Genomic DNA, 17,161 nt, shown 5'->3' with positions numbered 1-17,161 from the left:
CAGACTATCGTTAACACTTGCTTTTCCATTCCATAATTATATCACTGCAATGAGTAATGATGTCGATGCATCCTGACCGCAATTCCTCTCACCGCCAAATCAAAGATTATGGCGGGAGCCTCCTTGCGGTTGAAGGTGAATGAGAGTGGGAAGAAGAAACGAATATTTATTGAAGACGTGTTTCAGGAATGGATGCAGGTGGAGCAAGACGTTCATCCAGGGAAGCCGACTGAGACGGATTTAGCGATCGCGTAACGTTGAGATGCTCATAATGTCGGTAACCGCATCGGTGATGTCAGGACAAACTCTGCTCAACCCTCTGTCACTCAACCAACGGTCTAGTGATATCAATCGTAATTGTGCCACCAAAGTCAGGGATAGGAGCAGCCGGTTTACTCAGCCGCACTTGTACTCGCTCTACTCTATCGAGCTTTAACAGAGCATCTGCGATCGCGCTGGCTAATTTTTCTACCAGGGAAAACTTAGAATTGGCAATCAGTTGCTTAACCGTGTCAATGGCTTGGCGGTAATCCAATGTATCGGTAATCTCGTCACTCTCACCCGCGGCGGCTAAATCTAGCCATAACGTCAGATCCACTTCAAACCATTGTCCGAGTACCCGCTCTTCTGGCAGATAACCCGTATAGCCATAAGACCGAATTTTCTTGACCTGTATACAATCCATCGATAATACCCACTAAACAACTAATGACGAATGACGAAATAGCCTCTATAATCCCGACAAATAGCCTCCATAACCCCTAAGTATTATCCCCTAAGTTTTTATGCCTAGCAGGGGTTTCCAGGGCATAATCTGAGGCTCTTCGCCATCCTCTCATCCTCCACAAGCATTCTCTCTATGCTTTCTATTGAAAATCCAAATGCTAAGAATGGGGCATCGTCAGTTAATCTAATTAAAGAAATATTATGAAGTGTTACAAAGCTTAACTCTTACCGGAAATTATGAGACAGTGTTCCAAAGAATTGACGTTTTCTGAGTACACTGTCGTTCTCTCACTCCTCGGAGTCTAATGCGAATCATTAATCGTATACATTTTAGAAACCTGCAAGGTGACATATTTGGGGGGCTTACCGCTGCGATTATCGCCCTTCCCATGGCACTGGCTTTCGGTGTTGCCTCTGGCGCAGGCGCTGTAGCTGGTCTTTGGGGTGCTGTTTTAGTTGGCTTCTTTGCTGCCCTGTTTGGTGGTACACCCACTCTTATTTCTGAACCCACCGGTCCGATGACCGTGGTCATGACTGCCGTTATCGCCAAACTCACGGCAGCTAACCCAGAACAGGGTCTGGCTATGGCATTTACTGTAGTCATGATGGCAGGGGTAATCCAAATTATTCTCGGTGCATTGCGTTTGGGTCGATACGTTACCCTAATGCCCTACACAGTAGTGTCAGGATTTATGTCTGGGATTGGATTTATCCTAGTCATCCTGCAACTCGGGCCCTTTTTGGGACAGCCAAGTCCCAAGGGTGGCATCCTGGGTACGATTCAGAACATAGGGACCCTTGTACAGGGTATCAAGCCCGGTGAAACGGCTTTGGCAGTTTTAACCGTGGCTATTCTGGTCGTGATGCCATTTTTATTGCAATCTGTACCGTCTAATATTAAGAAGTTTCTGCCGCCGCCGCAGTTAGTGGCGCTGGTGGTTGGAACGGTAGTGGCGCTGGTACTGTTCCCCGAGATGGAGATGATCCGCCGCATTGGTGAGATCCCTACAGGTTTACCTAAATTACAAGTACCAACCTTTAGTGCGGCTCAGTTCCAAACCATGCTCGTTGATGCCTTGGTTTTGGGGATGCTGGGTTGTATTGATGCTCTACTCACCTCCGTTGTTGCCGATAGCTTAACTCGTACCCAACATGACTCGAACAAAGAATTAATTGGTCAAGGTTTAGGTAACTTGATGTCCGGGTTATTTGGCGGTATTGCTGGCGCTGGTGCAACCATGGGAACCGTGGTCAATATCCAAACGGGTGCAAGAACGGCTCTATCTGGTTTAACTCGTGCCTTAATTTTACTGGTCGTAATCTTAGGCGCCGCCAGTCTAACGGCTTGGATTCCCATGGCAGTTCTGGCAGGAATCGCCCTCAAAGTTGGTATAGATATTATTGACTGGGGTTTCCTGAAGCGAGCGCACCAGGTTTCGATTAAAGCCGCCATGATTATGTATGGCGTGATCATCCTTACCGTCTTTGTGGACTTAATTGTCGCTGTTGGTATTGGTGTATTTGTTGCCAATCTCTTAACCATTGAACGTCTCTCCAAACTTCAAGCCAAGGATGTTAAGACGATTACGGATGCTGATGATGCCATCCTGATGACCGATGAAGAGAAAGAACTGATTGATCAAGCCGATGGTCGCATCCTCTTGTTCCATCTGAGTGGACCGATGATCTTTGGGGTGTCCAAGGCAATCTCCCGTCAACACAATGCGATGGAAGAGCATGATGTCCTGATTGTCGATTTAAGTGATGTTCCTCATTTGGGTGTAACGTCTTCACTGGCGATTGAAAATGCCATCAAAGAAGCGATTGATAAAGGTCGTCAAGTTTTCATTGTTGGTGCTACGGGTCAGATCAAACGACGCCTGCAAAAATTTGGCATTCTGTCACTCTTACCGGCAAATAATTTGCATGTTGATCGGACAGAAGCATTGCGGCAAGCCGTTGCTGTGGTCAAGGGATATGAACCCCCAGCAAATGGTACATCGTCAACTGCCTATCCCACTCAAGCCGATGATGTGGCTATCAGCAACTAACAGGTTCTAATAAGGCTTGTTATATATGATTGATATCTAACCCCCCTGTCTCCAATGGGGAAATTTTTTTTGCGTTTAGGGTTTGTCAGATCCCCGATTTCTCGAAGAAATCGGAGATCTAATATCCAATCTGGACGATAAGAAAGGATTGGGATAATTATTAGGAATATTAAATCTGTAAATTTTCTTAATTTTGCCACAAAGACTTATAATTATAGTACGACTTAAACTTAGTAAAATAAGGTTTGTTTTTGCCAATTAACCAGATGCAAACCTTTGTCTAGACTGATAAGGATAGGTCTGTGCCAAAAAGCCGATCAAGATGATCTGACAATAAATTGATCACGTTAGAGTTGTGCGATAGGTATTCCTTTTATCTCAGCGCACTCTAGTCAGAAATTCGCTTAAATTCAGATATTCATGGATTTAGGGGACACGCCATTTAAGGACTTCGGCTTGAAGTAATACGCTTTGAGGGGCTAAATATAGTTGAGTGTCACTAAACCTCAAAGGTAACTCATCAATCAATCTCACAGACTTGAAGATAAACAATAAATGCAGACCATGATTTTTTCCGACCTGATACAACCAATTCCCATATTAGCAACAGCACCAGAAAATGGGTCAATTGTACTCGCTGGTGTGTTGCTCAGTTTAGTTATCGTTTATATTGCCAGTAAAGTGGGGGGAGAGTTATCCAAGGCAGTTGATTTACCGCCAGTTTTAGGTGAATTAGTCGGCGGTGTTGTCGTGGGTGTTTCAGCCTTGCATCTGCTAGTTTTTCCCGAAAGTGGCGCGGTGGCGGCTGATTCGCTACTAATGAAGCTGCTGCAATGGATTGGTGATTTAAGCCCAGAGGCTGTCATCAGTGTCTTTGAAACCCAGAGTGAAGTCGTCTCGGTTTTAGCTGAAATCGGGGTAATCATCCTCTTATTTGAGATTGGCTTAGAATCAGACTTACGGGATCTCAAAGAAGTCGGTTATCAAGCGGCAATTGTGGCAGTGGTGGGTGTCGTCGCCCCCTTTGCAGCGGGTACAGCCGGGTTAATGTTTTTCTTTAATGTTGCCGCGATTCCAGCGATTTTTGCAGGTGCAGCGTTAACCGCCACCAGTATTGGGATTACGTCCAAAGTTCTCTCGGAATTAGGGCGTCTCAAATCAAAAGAAGGTCAGATTATTGTCGGGGCTGCGGTTATTGATGATGTTTTGGGTATCATCGTCTTAGCCGTGGTTGCTAGTCTGGCGAAAACAGGTGAGGTTGATGTTTTCAACGTTATCTATCTGATTATTAGTGCGACTGTTTTCCTCCTCGGTTCTATTTTACTGGGTAAGTTTTTCAACCGCTCCTTTGTGGCGATCGCGGATAAATTACAAACGCGAGGACAATTGGTTATTCCGGCGTTTACCTTTGCGTTTTTAATGGCGTTCTTAGCGAATGTAATCCAATTAGAAGCGATTTTAGGAGCATTTGCAGCGGGATTGGTTTTGGATGAAACGGATAAACGCAAAGAACTGGATAAGCAAGTTGTTCCCATTGCCGATATTTTAGTACCGATTTTCTTTGTGGCTGTGGGTGCGAAAGCCGATTTAGGCGTTCTCAATCCTGCGGTTCCGGAAAATCGCGAAGGATTAGTGATTGCTGTTTTCTTAATTGGGGTGGCGATTATCGGCAAATTGATTACAGGTTGGACATTTATTGGTCAACCTCAAATTAACCGCTTGGCGATTGGGGTTGGTATGATTCCTCGTGGTGAAGTAGGATTGGTGTTTGCGGGAATTGGTTCAGCTAGTGGGGTTTTGAGTAAACCTTTAGAAGCGGCGATTATCATTATGGTGATTCTGACGACATTCTTAGCGCCACCTTTCTTGCGAGTGGCGTTTAAAGGTTCACCAGAGGCGGCGGAAATCGAGGAGTCTAAAGAAGCTCTGGAAAAAGCAGATTTGTTGGGATAGAGAACTGTAGGGGCACTGCTGTGCCCATTCGTGTCAACTTAAGCCAACAACCCTCTCCCACCAAGGGAGAGGTGAGCAAGAAGGAAGCGCTAGGAAGCGGTATTCCGATAAACAATGGTGCGTTACGCTTTGCTAACGCACCCTACGGCTATGGAAAACTGGTTTACAGATTCCTAATTTCAGCTAACGCTTGATGTAACACCCCACGATGCATCCAGCCAACGAAGCAGCTGTAAAGACATTCCCCTTCGGGATTAGCAACAAAAATATGGTCAACTTGTAACGGACTTGTCCAGATGCGAATCGTGAATCCGTTAGCTAAAGTGATGTAGGGTTGACTCCGGGAAAAGTCTCGTGGATGAGCATCTGTCATTCCATGTATTGACTGCAAGTGTTCAATTAACTGAGCGGTAAAATCGAGGGGGGAAGGGTTAGTAATTGTCGGATTTGCCCAAAATTCCCGGATAATTCCAATGACAGTGGGATGATTTTTGAGTTGGGCATGGGCTAAATTGGGGATACTCACAAACTTGGCACGGGAAAACTTGGTTGATTCAACAGTAATTGTGCCGTCGCTACCCCTATCCCTATCGCCAGCAATGACTAACGTAGGAATCTTTTTGGCGATGGATTGGGCAATCTGGCGGCGGTTAATTCCTAACGCACCAGCAATACCGATACGAACACTAAAGGGGTCTATGATTCGAGCTAAATCTGCCCCGCCAATGGGGGATGCAACCAGTACAAATGATTCTATCTGAGACCACCATTCGGGATGTTGATTGAGAATTTCTAGCCAAATTAAACCGCCCATGGAATGACCGATAATTCGGATCGGGGTATCCGGATATTGAGTAATGGTTTCAGTGGCTATTCCTTCTACCTGTTGAATTAAGGGTTCAATTCGCCACCAGGTTTTTAACCAACCCAGATTGGGTGTAACCAAGTGAGTTTGGGGAGTGGCTAAGGATTTCGCTAGGGCTGCGATCGCGTGATGGGTATCCGCCCAGCCGTGTTGGGCAAATATAATACAGTCTGGAGTTTGGTTCATGGGCTTCAATCGGTAACGAAGTCATCAGGCATAAAATGGAGTTATAGCAAAAGGCAGAAGGACTGTTTAGTCATGGCTTATAGCGATTTTAAAACAATCAATCAAGTTAAAGCCAAGTTCGATCTGACGATTAATCTAATTAATCTGTTTCCCCAAAGCGAACAAGTAGAACCGAGCGAATACCTTAAAATGACCCTAAAACGTAATTTAAAAGTCGCCTTTGATAACGATACTGAAAAAGCTCGCTCAGAGTTGATTATTGCACCGTTGTTGATAGAAACAATAGAGATGTTTAAGGGTAAAGTTAGCTTATTTTCTGGTCAAGATTTTAATGTTGATGCCACCCAAGGACTCAATGGCTTTTGTGATTATATTTTGAGTGCCTCACCGTTTACATTAGAAATCGAGTCCCCAGTGGTGACAATTGTCGAAGCCAAAAATGAGAGTACTAATGTCGGTTTAGGACAGTGTATTGCCGAGATGGTAGCCGCACAGCGGTTTAATCAAGCCAGAGACCGAATGATTGAAAGCATCTATGGTGCTGTAACCACGGGTCGTGTCTGGCGCTTTCTCCAGCTTGCGGATCAAACCGTCGCGATAGACAACGAGGAATTGGTGATCGAGGATGCCGACGATACAAATATTGCTAAGATTTTAGCCATTTTAAGTCAGCCAATTCAACGACTACATCTTTGTTAATTTGTTCAGGATTTAGATGGCAATATCTGAATCTATCAAAGGGAACAGGAAACTCGGTCTGGGCGGGTTTAGTTACTTATGGGTGAGGGAATAAATGATAATAGTGAAACCCGCCCCTACACCAAACTATGGTACGTTCCCTCCTGAATAATCATCAATTAACCATTAACGAATGATAAATGACAAATGGCGAATCAACCATCAATTATTACTGGATTTTGCCAAAAGTCGCGAATTACTTCCGCTACAGCCGGATGATTTTTTAGGGTGGGATGGGATAATGTGGGTAGATAAAAGAAATTTGCACCGGGAACCTTCGTTTCTTCTAGAGTCACGGCACCGTCCGTTCCTCCACCAATATCGCCCGCAATAACTAACGTGGGAATCACTTTAGCAATAGATTCCGCCATCTGGCGGCGATTGTCAAGCATTGCCCCGGCTATCCCGACACCCATTCCCAAGAACGTAAAATTTCGGGCTAAATCCACCCCGCCGATGGGTGAAGCCACCAGAACAAACGACTCTACCTGAGACCACCATTCGGGATGTTGGTTGAGAAGTTCTACCCAGATTAATCCGCCCAGGGAATAACCAATAATCCGGATGGGGGTTTGGGGATATTTGGCAATTGTTTCCGTGGCTATTCCATCCACCTGCTTGATTAACGGCTTAATCCGCCACCAGGTTTTCCACCAACCGAGATTGGGTGTAATCACCAGAGTCTGGGGAGTTGCCAGAGTTTGCGCCATCACTGCGATCGCCGCTTCTGTATCCGCCCAGCCGTGTTGGGCAAATAGAATAAAGTCTGGGGTGTTTTGCATCGTGATAGTCAGATGGGGGAGCAATGTAGAGACGCGCGGCAAGAAGCGTCTCTCCGGTGGAACGTCTGTATGTAGGGGCGGGTTTTACCCTTAACGTTTGGTGTTCACCCGGATGTCACTAAACCAGCCCCAACGGAGTGCAATAATTCTAAGGGCAAATGACATAAACGAATGACATAAACGAATGACGAATAACTAATTTACAAACGTTTATCCACTGAGTTTAGCTTTCACCATAGCTTGAATCTTCCGACCTTCAGCACGCCCTTTGACTTTTTCCATAGTCGGTCCCATGACTTTCCCCATGTCTTTCATGGAACTTGCGCCAGTTTGGGTAATAATTTCATCCAGTATCGCTTCAATTTCTTGATCGGATAGGGGGGAAGGGAGATACTTTTCAAGTATGGCTAACTCTTTGGCTTCTTGTTCCGCCAAGTCTTCCCGTCCCGCGTTACGATACTGTTCAATTGAATCCCGACGCTGTTTGGCAAGTTGGGCTAAGAGTTCAAGTTCCTGAGTTTCGGTGAGTGTCTCTTGTCCTTGAGGGCGCAAGCTGACCTCTTTTTCCAGGATCAGCTTTTTGATACTGCGAACCGTTTCCAGCCAAACTTTATCTTTCGCCTTCATCGCGACTTTGATATCTTCAGAGATGCGGTCTTTGAGGCTCATTATTACTATGGAATAAACAACTTACTTAAATTATAAAAGTCTGACTCTTTACTCTAAAAAATCAGTGTAGCAGCGAGTTTAATCGCCGTGACAAAAGGGGGTAAAGAACTCCCTCGCTTTCGTAATATCATATCATACTGATACCACTTGCTCGACGTATCCAAACAGTAAATCGGATACCTTGGCTACTCTATCGCTTCCTCTTGTTCCCTCTGCCACTGGGCTAAAACTTCACTGGGATTAAACCCACGATACTGAAGGTAGTTCCATACCTTTCGCTTGGTCTTCGGGTCAATATCATGAAAATCAGTAATTTTATAATTTCGCATAACCTTAGCTTTTAACCCCTCCAGTTCTACCCCTTCCTCGTCCTCAGTTTGAGACTGCCAGATTTGTTCAAATAACTCCGAATCAATTCCCTTATCTCGACATTTACGCTTAATGACTATTTTCCCATATTTTCCACGATAGGACGTAATCATGCTTTCGACAAAGCGAGTATCCGACTGATAATTGAGGCGTTGCAGCTTCTCAATAGATTCAGTAATATCATTGGCATCAAACCCTTTGGCTTGCGCTTTTTGAGTCAGTTCATAAGTACTGTATTCTCGACGAGCTAAAAGTTTATAGAAATAGTCAATGCAATTCATTGATTATCAGGATTAAGGTCAGTTAAAAGGAAACAGAGAACAGGGAATAAGCTGTCATGCATTTAAATTGGGTATTAGTAGCGAGCAAGATGCAAAGCCTGCGGCATGGCTTCGCTTAACGCACACCAATGATTTCGTCATTATTGACATTAAGGTTTATTTAAATGCCGAACAGCTTAGCGAACAGCAAAAATTTGACACTGGTTAACATTTCTTAGGACAGCGGACAGGATTTATGTCCAGGCACTTAGGGTTGTGCTAGAATACACCCAGAATAATTATAAATTAAGTCTCATGGAATGGCTAGATGTTTTAATGGTATATCAGGAAACTGAGGCAAGGTAAAGCGAGTTTTACTCAGCTAATTTTAAGGCATGGACTATTCAGTTTTCCACGTAGCTCAATTGAAGCAATAGTTTTCACATCATGTTTAGACTAATAGAGCAATTTATACAATGGCTAGGTCAACCCTCTCAGCCGACTGTTGAACAGCCAAAGAGTATAGAACTATCTCACCCCCCCAAACCAGAGGAGTCTCCCCTGGATAATGTTGACGAACAAATTTCTGAAGAATTCAACATTAGCAAAGCATCTCCTGAATCAGCGAAGCTGGAAACTCTGCAAGATAAACTCAATTTCTTTGCTCAGGGGAAACTCTCCTTGTGGCCCCCACATCAAGAATATATTGGTTCAATTGTGATTAATCGTCCCCTGATTTTAGATGGACAAGGGGCAACCATTTGTACAAATCAAGCACCTAGCCGAAAATCCGCCGAAATCAGCAGCCTAAGGATGAGGTTTTTTCACAGAAACAGAGTAGCCAGCCTATAACTGTTGAGCCAAATTCTGATAGTTCTGTCGAAGTTACTCCATCACAGATTCCCGATTTATTTGCACAATCTCCAAACAAGGTTCAGAGTCAGCCGGATTCTCTTGAATCAGAGAGTATTCCAGTCAAGGAACATCAAATCGGTCGGGCTTTTTCTGTACCGAACTCAGACAATAAAACAATATCAGAATCAGCAAGCGAGGTGAAGCCGGAACAACCACAACCCAAGGTTTCCTCAGTATTTGTAGACCAAGATACAGCCTCCAGCCAAGAGCAATCCCAGGAAGCGCCATCGTCATCTCGTTCCGTGCGATCGCGACCTATGAATAACCCGTTATTTCAGCAACAGCCTACCTCTAGTATGCCTGTAGATGAACCGGATCAGAAGAATGATTTATCGCCATCTCACCACAATTTAGAAAACACAAATCTTCCCAAAAGTCAACCCCAAGATCCAGGTGATCCAAGCAAGACGCCAGCATCATCGGTTAACAATGTCACGCCTAGCCAATCTGTGTCCGGTAAACGAAAGATAGTTCAACCGAATCATATCTCATCAGTTTTTGGGGGTAACTCTCAGAAAAATCCGCCTGATGAACACTAGTAAGTAGGTTGGGAGAATAAAAGTTAACGGTTGAGATTAGGCAACAGGCAACAGTAAGGGTTTGAGGCTTCTTAATATTTCTTAGTACAGAGTAAAGCGACAAGAGGTAACAATAAAATTAATCGCGTATGAGTGAACAATTCACCCTCAATCCCACATCTACCACAGACCAGGTGAAAAAATCCGATCAACATCAAAAATCCCATGAGTGGTGGCGTAGTGCCGTTATCTATCAGGTCTATCCCCGCAGCTTCATGGATAGTAACGGCGACGGTATCGGTGATCTGAAGGGGATCATGCAAAAATTAGACTATATTGCCTCCCTTCGCGTTGATGCCGTTTGGGTTTCACCGTTTTTCAAGTCCCCGATGAAGGACTTTGGCTATGATATTTCTGACTATCGTGCAGTTGAACCGATATTTGGCACGATGGAAGACTTCCAGCATCTCCTGAATAAAGCAGATGATTTGGGGTTAAAGGTACTCATTGATCAAGTCTGGAACCACACATCAAACGAACACCCCTGGTTTCTAGAGAGTCGCAGTAGTCACGATAATCCCAAAGCAGACTGGTATGTCTGGGCGGATGCCAAATCCGATGGGACACCCCCCACCAACTGGCTTTCCACCTTTGGTGGAAGTGCGTGGACATGGGACCCGAAACGAGAACAGTATTACCTGCACAATTTCCTCGCCGAACAGCCGGATTTAAACTGGTATAACCCAGAAGTTAGAGAAGCCATTCTGGATGTGGCACGGTTTTGGTTAGATATGGGTGTCGATGGATTCCGTCTAGATGTGGTCAACTTCTTTACCCATGACCGCCAACTGCGAGATAATCCACCCCGACCCAAAAAGATGAAGCGACCGGCTGGGGCAGATGCTCACGATCCCTTTTTCTCTCAATGGAATAAATATAACTTCTGCCAACCGGAAACCTTGGAATTTCTCGAACCGATTCGGGAATTGATGAATCAATATCCCGGAACCATGACATTAGCTGAAATTAGTTCGGCTGAAGATACGGTGGTTACGTCCAGTGAATATGTTAAAGGAGAGAAACGCTTACATACAGCCTATAACTCAGCCTTGATGCACGATGAACCGTTGAGTTATCAGCGAGTGCGCGACATGATTGAGCAGGTTGAAACCCATTTCCAAGAGGGCGTCATCTGCTGGACAGGGGGTACTCATGATTTTCCCCGACTGAAAAGTCGCTGGCTTAAGTTTCTGATTGATGATAAATTCACTCATGCCATCTTTGACCATCTGTTTATTGCGCTCCAGCTTTCCTTGCGGGGAGGGTGCTGTATTTATCAAGGGGATGAACTGGGTTTAACCCAAGCCACGATTCCCTTTGAAAAAATGCAAGACCCCTTTGGACTCGCCGGGTATCCGTCAATTTTGGGTCGAGATGGGTCACGCACGCCTCTCCCTTGGCTCAAAGATGCGCCCAATGCTGGTTTTACCACAGCAGAAGAACCCTGGCTACCCATTCCTGATGAACATCGTGACCAAGCGATTGACCAGCAGGACAGCGAACGGATGTCTCTGCTGAATAAATATCGCCGTTTGATTCATTGGCGCAAGAAACAGCCAGCATTACTGAAGGGGGATTTAACCCTATTGGATACAGAGGAACCGTTACTCGGGTTTACTCGCCAATGTAACGAACAAAACCTGATTTGTCTGTTTAATTTGAGTCCAATGCCTGTGCATTATGATTTATCGCCCTACCCCAACTGTTATCGAGCGGATGAGTCTGATTTTATCAACCGACGGTATGATGGGGTGGTAGAAATTCCTGGCTATGGCGTTTATTTTGGCAATTATTCGCCGGAAACTGAATAGGGTTTAATTGCCAATGGCGATAACAAAGGGAGGATTCGTGGAGATTCTCCCTTTTTATTCAGAAATACGTTTTGACACAAGTTATAGTAGATTGGGTAGAGCGTAAGCGTTACCCAACAGAGATTAAAAAACCTTACCTACAAAAGAGAAAGAAAGTAGGGGCGCATAGATGTGCGCCCTTACCAACGCCGAAAAACCGACTACCCCCGTTTTGGTAGGGACAAGACAAAGGGCAGAAGGCAAAGAGTAGGGATGCAAGGTATAGAAATAATAACTGTTTAGACAAACATACAGCAGATTTCAGGTTGATGAGGTACAGCCTTAAGCAAGATCCCCGACTTCTCCAAGAAGTCAGGGATCTGTCTGGGTAAAACTAACCAAACTTCCTGACAACCTGACTCCAAATACTCAGTCGCTTTTGCCCAAAAATCCTCAACTAAGTCAGTCGGGGAAGCCACCTCAGCAATTAACGGAAAACTGACAGGAAGTACCTCAAACTCACCATACTATTCAAGCAATTCGCGAGTGATACAGCGCTTCGCGCTCTTATGGAGTACAGTATTAGCCCGCTATCCCTCAAACTGCTAGATTGATGTTGTACCTCATCGCAGAGGAAAGTGCTGTATAAGCAACATCTGGACGCCGCCCTTGTTTATGGGTACGACAGGGTGTAAAGAACTGTAACCAAATCTCTATAGACATCTACGCAAACCTAATCAAAATGCATAGCTACAACCATCCTTACGGTGAATCGGTGTGCAGTAATCCAATCGGGTTGACCTCCTTTTCTTGTCGATAACGAACTCGCCGCGACCGTCTGACATTGGGCAAATCCTAGCGGCTTCTGTCAACACTTCTCCCCCTTGCTCACTGGAGATTTTATAACTTCTCCAGTAATAATCTAATCTGGATTGAGTGACACTGTGCTTAAACGTCATTCCATTTTTCTCAACAAGTTTACCATTCACCCACTCCATCCGATCAGGAGGATTTTGCCTATAGTCTTCCAAGGAGAAAACTTGTTGTCCAACAGGATTAGTCACCATATCTGCTTACCTTCCTTGTGCAACAATTACAATTGACAGATAACTTAATCTAGGAGCGATTTTCTGTCGCTTCAACCAGTTCCGCCATAGAACAATTCAACATCTCGATCAAGCGCTGAACCTGAGCCACCGTCAAGCGAGGTGGATTTGAACTCGTCTCCCACACATAGATTGTTTTTTCCGTCACTCCCAACTCCATCGCCACTTGTCGGCGAGTTAAGCCAGCACGGTTTCGCAATTCCATCAAAGTTACTTGATTACTTGCTTCAGTCATTCTATACTGAACGGTAATTACTATATGGTATAGATAAAACGGTAAAAACAAGAGATACACTAAAGAGCAGACGACTCGGACAGCAACTGCCTCTAGACCTTCTGAGTTACCCGTTCTTTCCTCAGTGTCTCACCTTGTTCACCCGTTCTTGTCAATTACGACAGTGAGTCTATACCGCATCAGAAGCCAGCGCCTCGACCGACCAAGTTTCCGCGCTGGCTCTGGCTCCCTCATACAAAGGAGATGAATCTATTATGAAACATACTGACTGGCTGCGACTCCACCGAGAAGGAGAAAGCATTTGCGCCATTGCCAGAGAACAGGGGTATCTGTGCTACAAACAAGCCCATCGCCTATCTTGGAAACTGCACAAACCGGGTCAGATCATGTTCTATCTGTTAACCTGGCTCCCTGCGCCTATAAATGAATGGAATTTGTTACCAAACGATACCAACCCCGAAAGAACCCAGCTTTACCGGATTATCCAGCAAACCCTAACTAAGCGGCGAACCGAGGAGACGAAACGACAGACTCAAGCCTATAGCTATCCTTGGACAATTGTACGGTTACTTCCCGATGCTCGTCGCTACACCGTCGCTCGGTTCTACAATCGACAGGATGCTTGGGATCATTTGAGGTTGTTAAATCGATTTATACCTGCGGCGGAATTTGAAGTGGTTTTCGATGTACCTGACGAAAACTAACTGATAAATACTCCTGTTACCGTTTTAGGTAAGGTGGGCAAGAATTTCCTAGCTTGAAAAATTACTGTAGAGACGTAGCATGCTACGTCTCTACTAGCATTAAATAATCCCTGATCCTAGAGCCTTGCGCTTCAATACCACAACCCGAGGACGCGCTCCTTTATCTAAGGTGAAATCTAAACCTGCGCGAAAAATTTCTGGCATATAATATAGCGGCGTATCATCTCTAGCTCGGTCTTCATAAACCACTCCGATTTCTTCCAGCATACTTAACGTTGATGGTTCGATCTCAAAATTATCTAAAGTGAATGGGACTCGCATTTCTTTTGGGTCTTTAGATTGGAGAGTATTAACCCATGTTCTAAAAGCGGGATACTCCTCTTTGGCTTCTTTCACCTTCTTCTTACTACAGGGTTCTAAAGCACGACGAATTGCTTGGGGTGGTAAGAGACGGCTGGTAGACCACTTTTCAAATTGAACTTCTTTGGCATTTTCTATGGTTTCATCAGCAGCATGATATAAGAAGCGCACAATATCTCTAGCTTGTAGCCTTCCTTTAAAATCTGTCAGAGCGGCGAATACCCAATTCGGTGTATAGGCTTCTTTTGATTTATCAGAACCAAGTTTTTTGCCCCATAAATTTTCTAGCTTTTCAATGAGATGTTCGCGAGTCATGCTATCTAGTTCTGATTCATTGGCATCGATAACTTTCGCTTGACTGCAAACCCAAAAAACTAGATTCATAAAAGAATCAGCATCCCAATATAAATCATAAGACCCGTAGAGATTTTCAAATTGAGATAAATTCTGGGTGATGGCGTAACGGACAAAATCACGCCGGATAAAAATAATTAAGCCTAAGTTATTTTTTCTAATTTCTGATAACCGGGCAGGTAGACGAATCAGAGACTCAATGGCGGCTTGCTGGATGGGATTAGAGGATGCGTCAGAAAAAATATCTTCTAGCCCATCAAATAAAAAGATTACCCGCAATGACTTCTGCTTCAGGACATTGTTAATATCATTAAAACTCCAATAATCCTTGGTTTCTGGATCAAGACCGACAATTCTGGCAATCTCTTTAATCCAAAATTGTGTCCATTCCTGCTTACCCCAGTTTGGGTTGGCAAGTGCTGATTCAATCTTATCGTTATATTCTGACTGAGAAAACTCTGAAAAACTATTACCTGAAGCAGATATCACTTCATTTCTTGCCTCTTGAATAATTTTAATGGCATTATCTCGAAGATTCAGTGATTGCAGCATAGGAAATATATAAGTTTTCTCCGCTGACTCATTTGTTTCACCCAAAACCCGCTGAATAAAGTTCTCCCAATATTTTAAACGGGACAACTGAATATAGTTAAACGTTTTACCTGAACCTTTGGAGCCAATTGAAACGACACGCGGTAACTCATCCCGAAAAGTCGTGGCTAAGTTTTTCAACGGTTCAGTGACTAACAAGTCCTCTCCCTGTCCACTTTCAGCATATTCATACTGTTGACACACATCTCGGAGACGACGCACTGCTGCCAAGGGATCAGAGTTCTGAGTTGTTGGTAAATCTGATCGCTGTTCTTTCGGTTTGATTAACTGACTCTCTGCCCACTCCTGAGCCACTTTCATGACTGAAGTAGGGCTAAGTTTTGAACGAGCATCCTCCCAATTATTCAAATAAAGTAATTCCTGGGTAAAATCAGTTTCCTTGATGTTTAAACGAGTTTGATAAATATCACCTTGAGACTGAACATAAGCCGCCTGAAATCTAGATAAAGCTTCGTCAAAAGCAGGAAGTGATTTAAGTTCGGGTGTGAGCAGAGTAATCAATACTAGAGGATCATAGTAGTTTTCCTCTTCAACATCTGTCTCCGGAGGAGCGGTGTGACTTAACTGCTGCAAGACTAAACTCGAACCATTAACGGATTGGTCATTAATTGTGGTTACGATAAACCGTTGGATTCTCGGATCAAAAATAATCGGACTGGAGATTTCACTTAAACCAGAACGCAGGTCAATGAGTACATAATCTGCACCTACAGCATGACCTAATTGAGATAAAGCATTCCCAAATTCCCAGGCTCCATCAATCGTTCTGACTAAATGTTCGGGTAGAATCGGTGTATCGAGTAATTCGCGATCATCTAGACAAGCCGGAAGAAAGTAAATTGTCGATTTTCCGTCCCGTTTAGGAGATTTTTTTAGCTCTTTCGCAAAAAAGGAAAGCACGGGTTCTGGTTCCAGAGATGAAGCATGGTAAGCCTCCAGAAAATTAATGAAAGAAACAGTCGGTTGTTGTTTTTCAGCGCGATTCCAGTAGGTTAAACCCGGTGCTTCTAAATCAGCATCGACGACTAAAAATGTTTTGGCTTGATTGAGTTCTCTGGCTCGCTCAAGTAAAGCAAAAAGATGGGCGGCTAAGTGCAGGGTTCTGCCTACCCCTCCTTTGAAAGAATAAAAAGCAACTAATTGGGGGCTGATACTGGGATAGGCTTCTGGGATATGAAAATTTTTGGGAACTTCAGTCTCTGGCTCACCATTATTTTGCAAGTAAGCTACTTCTTCCCAGAAGGGACGAATCGGACTATCGGTATCGTCGCTTTCTTCCTCGTGAATAAACTCTACAGGTAAAATTTCCTCACCCAAGTCCAGTTGAATGAAATTATCCTCTTTTTGATACCAATCTCCAAACCATTCTTTGAGAGCTTGCTTTGCCTGATCTCGATAGTCCTCAGACAATATGCCAATTTCTATGGCATCAGAAAAACTATTAATTCTGACGATTCCCTCTGGCAGGTGACTTCCATAGTTTGTTTCTCGACGAATAACTCGCCGAACATCCAACCAGGTCAAGAGTCTCATCGCTTTCATATACTTCTTAATTCTAATTTAATCCACTCAGCTATCTGAAACAGCGTTGATTCTAAATCTTTATCTTGGATTTGAGAGTTATTGTCAAAACTATGACCATATCTCCAGAGTTGGTTAATTTGATCGGGTTTCAAGTTTCTTTGTTGAGGAGAACCTTTAATTGTAATATCTTTTAGCCGAATGTGAGCAGGTAGCCTCTTGATTATGGTAGGGGCACGATATTATCCATTGGTGTCAACTTAACCAGAAGAAGCCCAGATTTCTTTTGAGCGAGCGGCATTGTCTCGATGCCGCTTGCGCTCAGTTTTGACTAAACCTAAGAGCTTGTAATGATCAACCAAATAACTCACGACATCGGTACTCGAT

General features: G+C 44.1%; 16 protein-coding genes and 1 pseudogene. 8 read left to right on the top strand and 9 right to left on the bottom strand.

Annotation, left to right across the window (positions count from 1 at the left end):
• Positions 1 to 108 precede the first annotated feature (108 nt).
• Positions 109 to 255 (top strand): hypothetical protein, encoded by a 147-nt coding sequence (locus tag RIG27_RS31595; RefSeq protein WP_446351025.1) that lies wholly within the window; start codon positions 109 to 111, stop codon positions 253 to 255.
• Between the two features lie 67 nt (positions 256 to 322).
• Here RIG27_RS31595 and folB read toward each other — a convergent pair whose 3' ends face one another.
• Entirely contained in the window at positions 323 to 685 is a 363-nt protein-coding gene (gene folB, locus RIG27_RS31590; protein ID WP_446348278.1) for a dihydroneopterin aldolase, read from the bottom strand.
• Positions 686 to 1,031: 346 nt separating this feature from the next.
• Here folB and bicA point away from each other — a divergent pair, with 346 nt between their 5' ends.
• Together bicA and RIG27_RS31580 are read left to right on the top strand one after the other, a co-directional pair.
• The gene (bicA, locus tag RIG27_RS31585) at positions 1,032 to 2,777 is read left to right on the top strand and encodes a bicarbonate transporter BicA (protein WP_446351024.1); all 1,746 of its coding nucleotides are present in this window, start codon (positions 1,032 to 1,034) and stop codon (positions 2,775 to 2,777) included.
• Positions 2,778 to 3,341: 564 nt separating this feature from the next.
• Positions 3,342 to 4,730, top strand: a complete 1,389-nt coding sequence (locus RIG27_RS31580) for a cation:proton antiporter (RefSeq protein WP_446351026.1) — start codon at positions 3,342 to 3,344, stop codon at positions 4,728 to 4,730.
• Positions 4,731 to 4,893: 163 nt separating this feature from the next.
• Here the strand turns inward: RIG27_RS31580 and RIG27_RS31575 are convergent, their stop codons facing one another.
• A complete protein-coding gene (locus RIG27_RS31575) occupies positions 4,894 to 5,781 on the bottom strand; it encodes an alpha/beta fold hydrolase (RefSeq protein WP_446351023.1) in 888 nt (295 codons plus the stop codon).
• A gap of 72 nt (positions 5,782 to 5,853) precedes the next feature.
• Between RIG27_RS31575 and RIG27_RS31570 the strand changes: the two genes are divergently transcribed.
• On the top strand, positions 5,854 to 6,480 hold the full coding sequence (locus RIG27_RS31570) for a hypothetical protein (protein WP_446351022.1): 627 nt from the start codon (positions 5,854 to 5,856) through the stop codon (positions 6,478 to 6,480).
• 194 nt (positions 6,481 to 6,674) lie between these two features.
• Here RIG27_RS31570 and RIG27_RS31565 read toward each other — a convergent pair whose 3' ends face one another.
• From RIG27_RS31565 to RIG27_RS31555, 3 genes are all read right to left on the bottom strand, one after another.
• Positions 6,675 to 7,343: an alpha/beta hydrolase gene (locus RIG27_RS31565; protein WP_446351021.1), complete on the bottom strand. Its 669-nt coding sequence runs from the start codon at positions 7,341 to 7,343 to the stop codon at positions 6,675 to 6,677.
• A gap of 168 nt (positions 7,344 to 7,511) precedes the next feature.
• Positions 7,512 to 7,970, bottom strand: a complete 459-nt coding sequence (locus RIG27_RS31560) for a GatB/YqeY domain-containing protein (protein ID WP_446351020.1) — start codon at positions 7,968 to 7,970, stop codon at positions 7,512 to 7,514.
• Between the two features lie 185 nt (positions 7,971 to 8,155).
• Positions 8,156 to 8,620, bottom strand: coding sequence for a regulatory protein RecX (locus tag RIG27_RS31555; protein ID WP_446351019.1), 465 nt, complete (start codon positions 8,618 to 8,620; stop codon positions 8,156 to 8,158).
• 426 nt (positions 8,621 to 9,046) lie between these two features.
• On the opposite strand from RIG27_RS31555, the gene RIG27_RS31550 reads away from it, so the two are divergent.
• The 3 genes from RIG27_RS31550 to RIG27_RS31540 all read left to right on the top strand — a co-directional run bounded on the left by RIG27_RS31550 (position 9,047) and on the right by RIG27_RS31540 (position 11,903).
• Positions 9,047 to 9,451 carry a hypothetical protein gene (locus tag RIG27_RS31550; RefSeq protein WP_446351018.1) on the top strand — a complete coding sequence of 135 codons (405 nt, stop codon included), beginning with the start codon at positions 9,047 to 9,049 and terminating at the stop codon, positions 9,449 to 9,451.
• Between the two features lie 200 nt (positions 9,452 to 9,651).
• Positions 9,652 to 10,053: a hypothetical protein gene (locus tag RIG27_RS31545; RefSeq protein ID WP_446351017.1), complete on the top strand. Its 402-nt coding sequence runs from the start codon at positions 9,652 to 9,654 to the stop codon at positions 10,051 to 10,053.
• Between the two features lie 128 nt (positions 10,054 to 10,181).
• Positions 10,182 to 11,903: an alpha-glucosidase family protein gene (locus RIG27_RS31540; RefSeq protein WP_446351016.1), complete on the top strand. Its 1,722-nt coding sequence runs from the start codon at positions 10,182 to 10,184 to the stop codon at positions 11,901 to 11,903.
• Between the two features lie 365 nt (positions 11,904 to 12,268).
• Here RIG27_RS31540 and RIG27_RS31535 read toward each other — a convergent pair.
• From RIG27_RS31535 to RIG27_RS31525, 3 genes and pseudogenes are all read right to left on the bottom strand, one after another.
• Positions 12,269 to 12,391, bottom strand: a pseudogene (locus RIG27_RS31535) (Uma2 family endonuclease); the annotation flags it as partial.
• Positions 12,392 to 12,619: 228 nt separating this feature from the next.
• Complete coding sequence (locus RIG27_RS31530; RefSeq protein ID WP_446351015.1) at positions 12,620 to 12,949, bottom strand: hypothetical protein; 330 nt, start codon at positions 12,947 to 12,949, stop codon at positions 12,620 to 12,622.
• A 49-nt stretch (positions 12,950 to 12,998) separates the two neighbouring features.
• Positions 12,999 to 13,223, bottom strand: a complete 225-nt coding sequence (locus tag RIG27_RS31525) for a helix-turn-helix transcriptional regulator (protein WP_006102707.1) — start codon at positions 13,221 to 13,223, stop codon at positions 12,999 to 13,001.
• A gap of 254 nt (positions 13,224 to 13,477) precedes the next feature.
• Here RIG27_RS31525 and RIG27_RS31520 point away from each other — a divergent pair, with 254 nt between their 5' ends.
• Positions 13,478 to 13,927 carry a hypothetical protein gene (locus RIG27_RS31520; protein WP_446345611.1) on the top strand — a complete coding sequence of 150 codons (450 nt, stop codon included), beginning with the start codon at positions 13,478 to 13,480 and terminating at the stop codon, positions 13,925 to 13,927.
• A gap of 99 nt (positions 13,928 to 14,026) precedes the next feature.
• Here the strand turns inward: RIG27_RS31520 and RIG27_RS31515 are convergent, their stop codons facing one another.
• Positions 14,027 to 16,795, bottom strand: coding sequence for a ParA family protein (locus tag RIG27_RS31515; RefSeq protein WP_446351014.1), 2,769 nt, complete (start codon positions 16,793 to 16,795; stop codon positions 14,027 to 14,029).
• Positions 16,796 to 17,161 lie beyond the last annotated feature (366 nt).

Origin of the sequence: Coleofasciculus sp. F4-SAH-05 (assembly GCF_040222985.1) — a bacterium.
Lineage (GTDB): Bacteria > Cyanobacteriota > Cyanobacteriia > Cyanobacteriales > Coleofasciculaceae > Coleofasciculus > Coleofasciculus chthonoplastes.
This window is presented reverse-complemented; position numbering and strand designations above follow the sequence as displayed.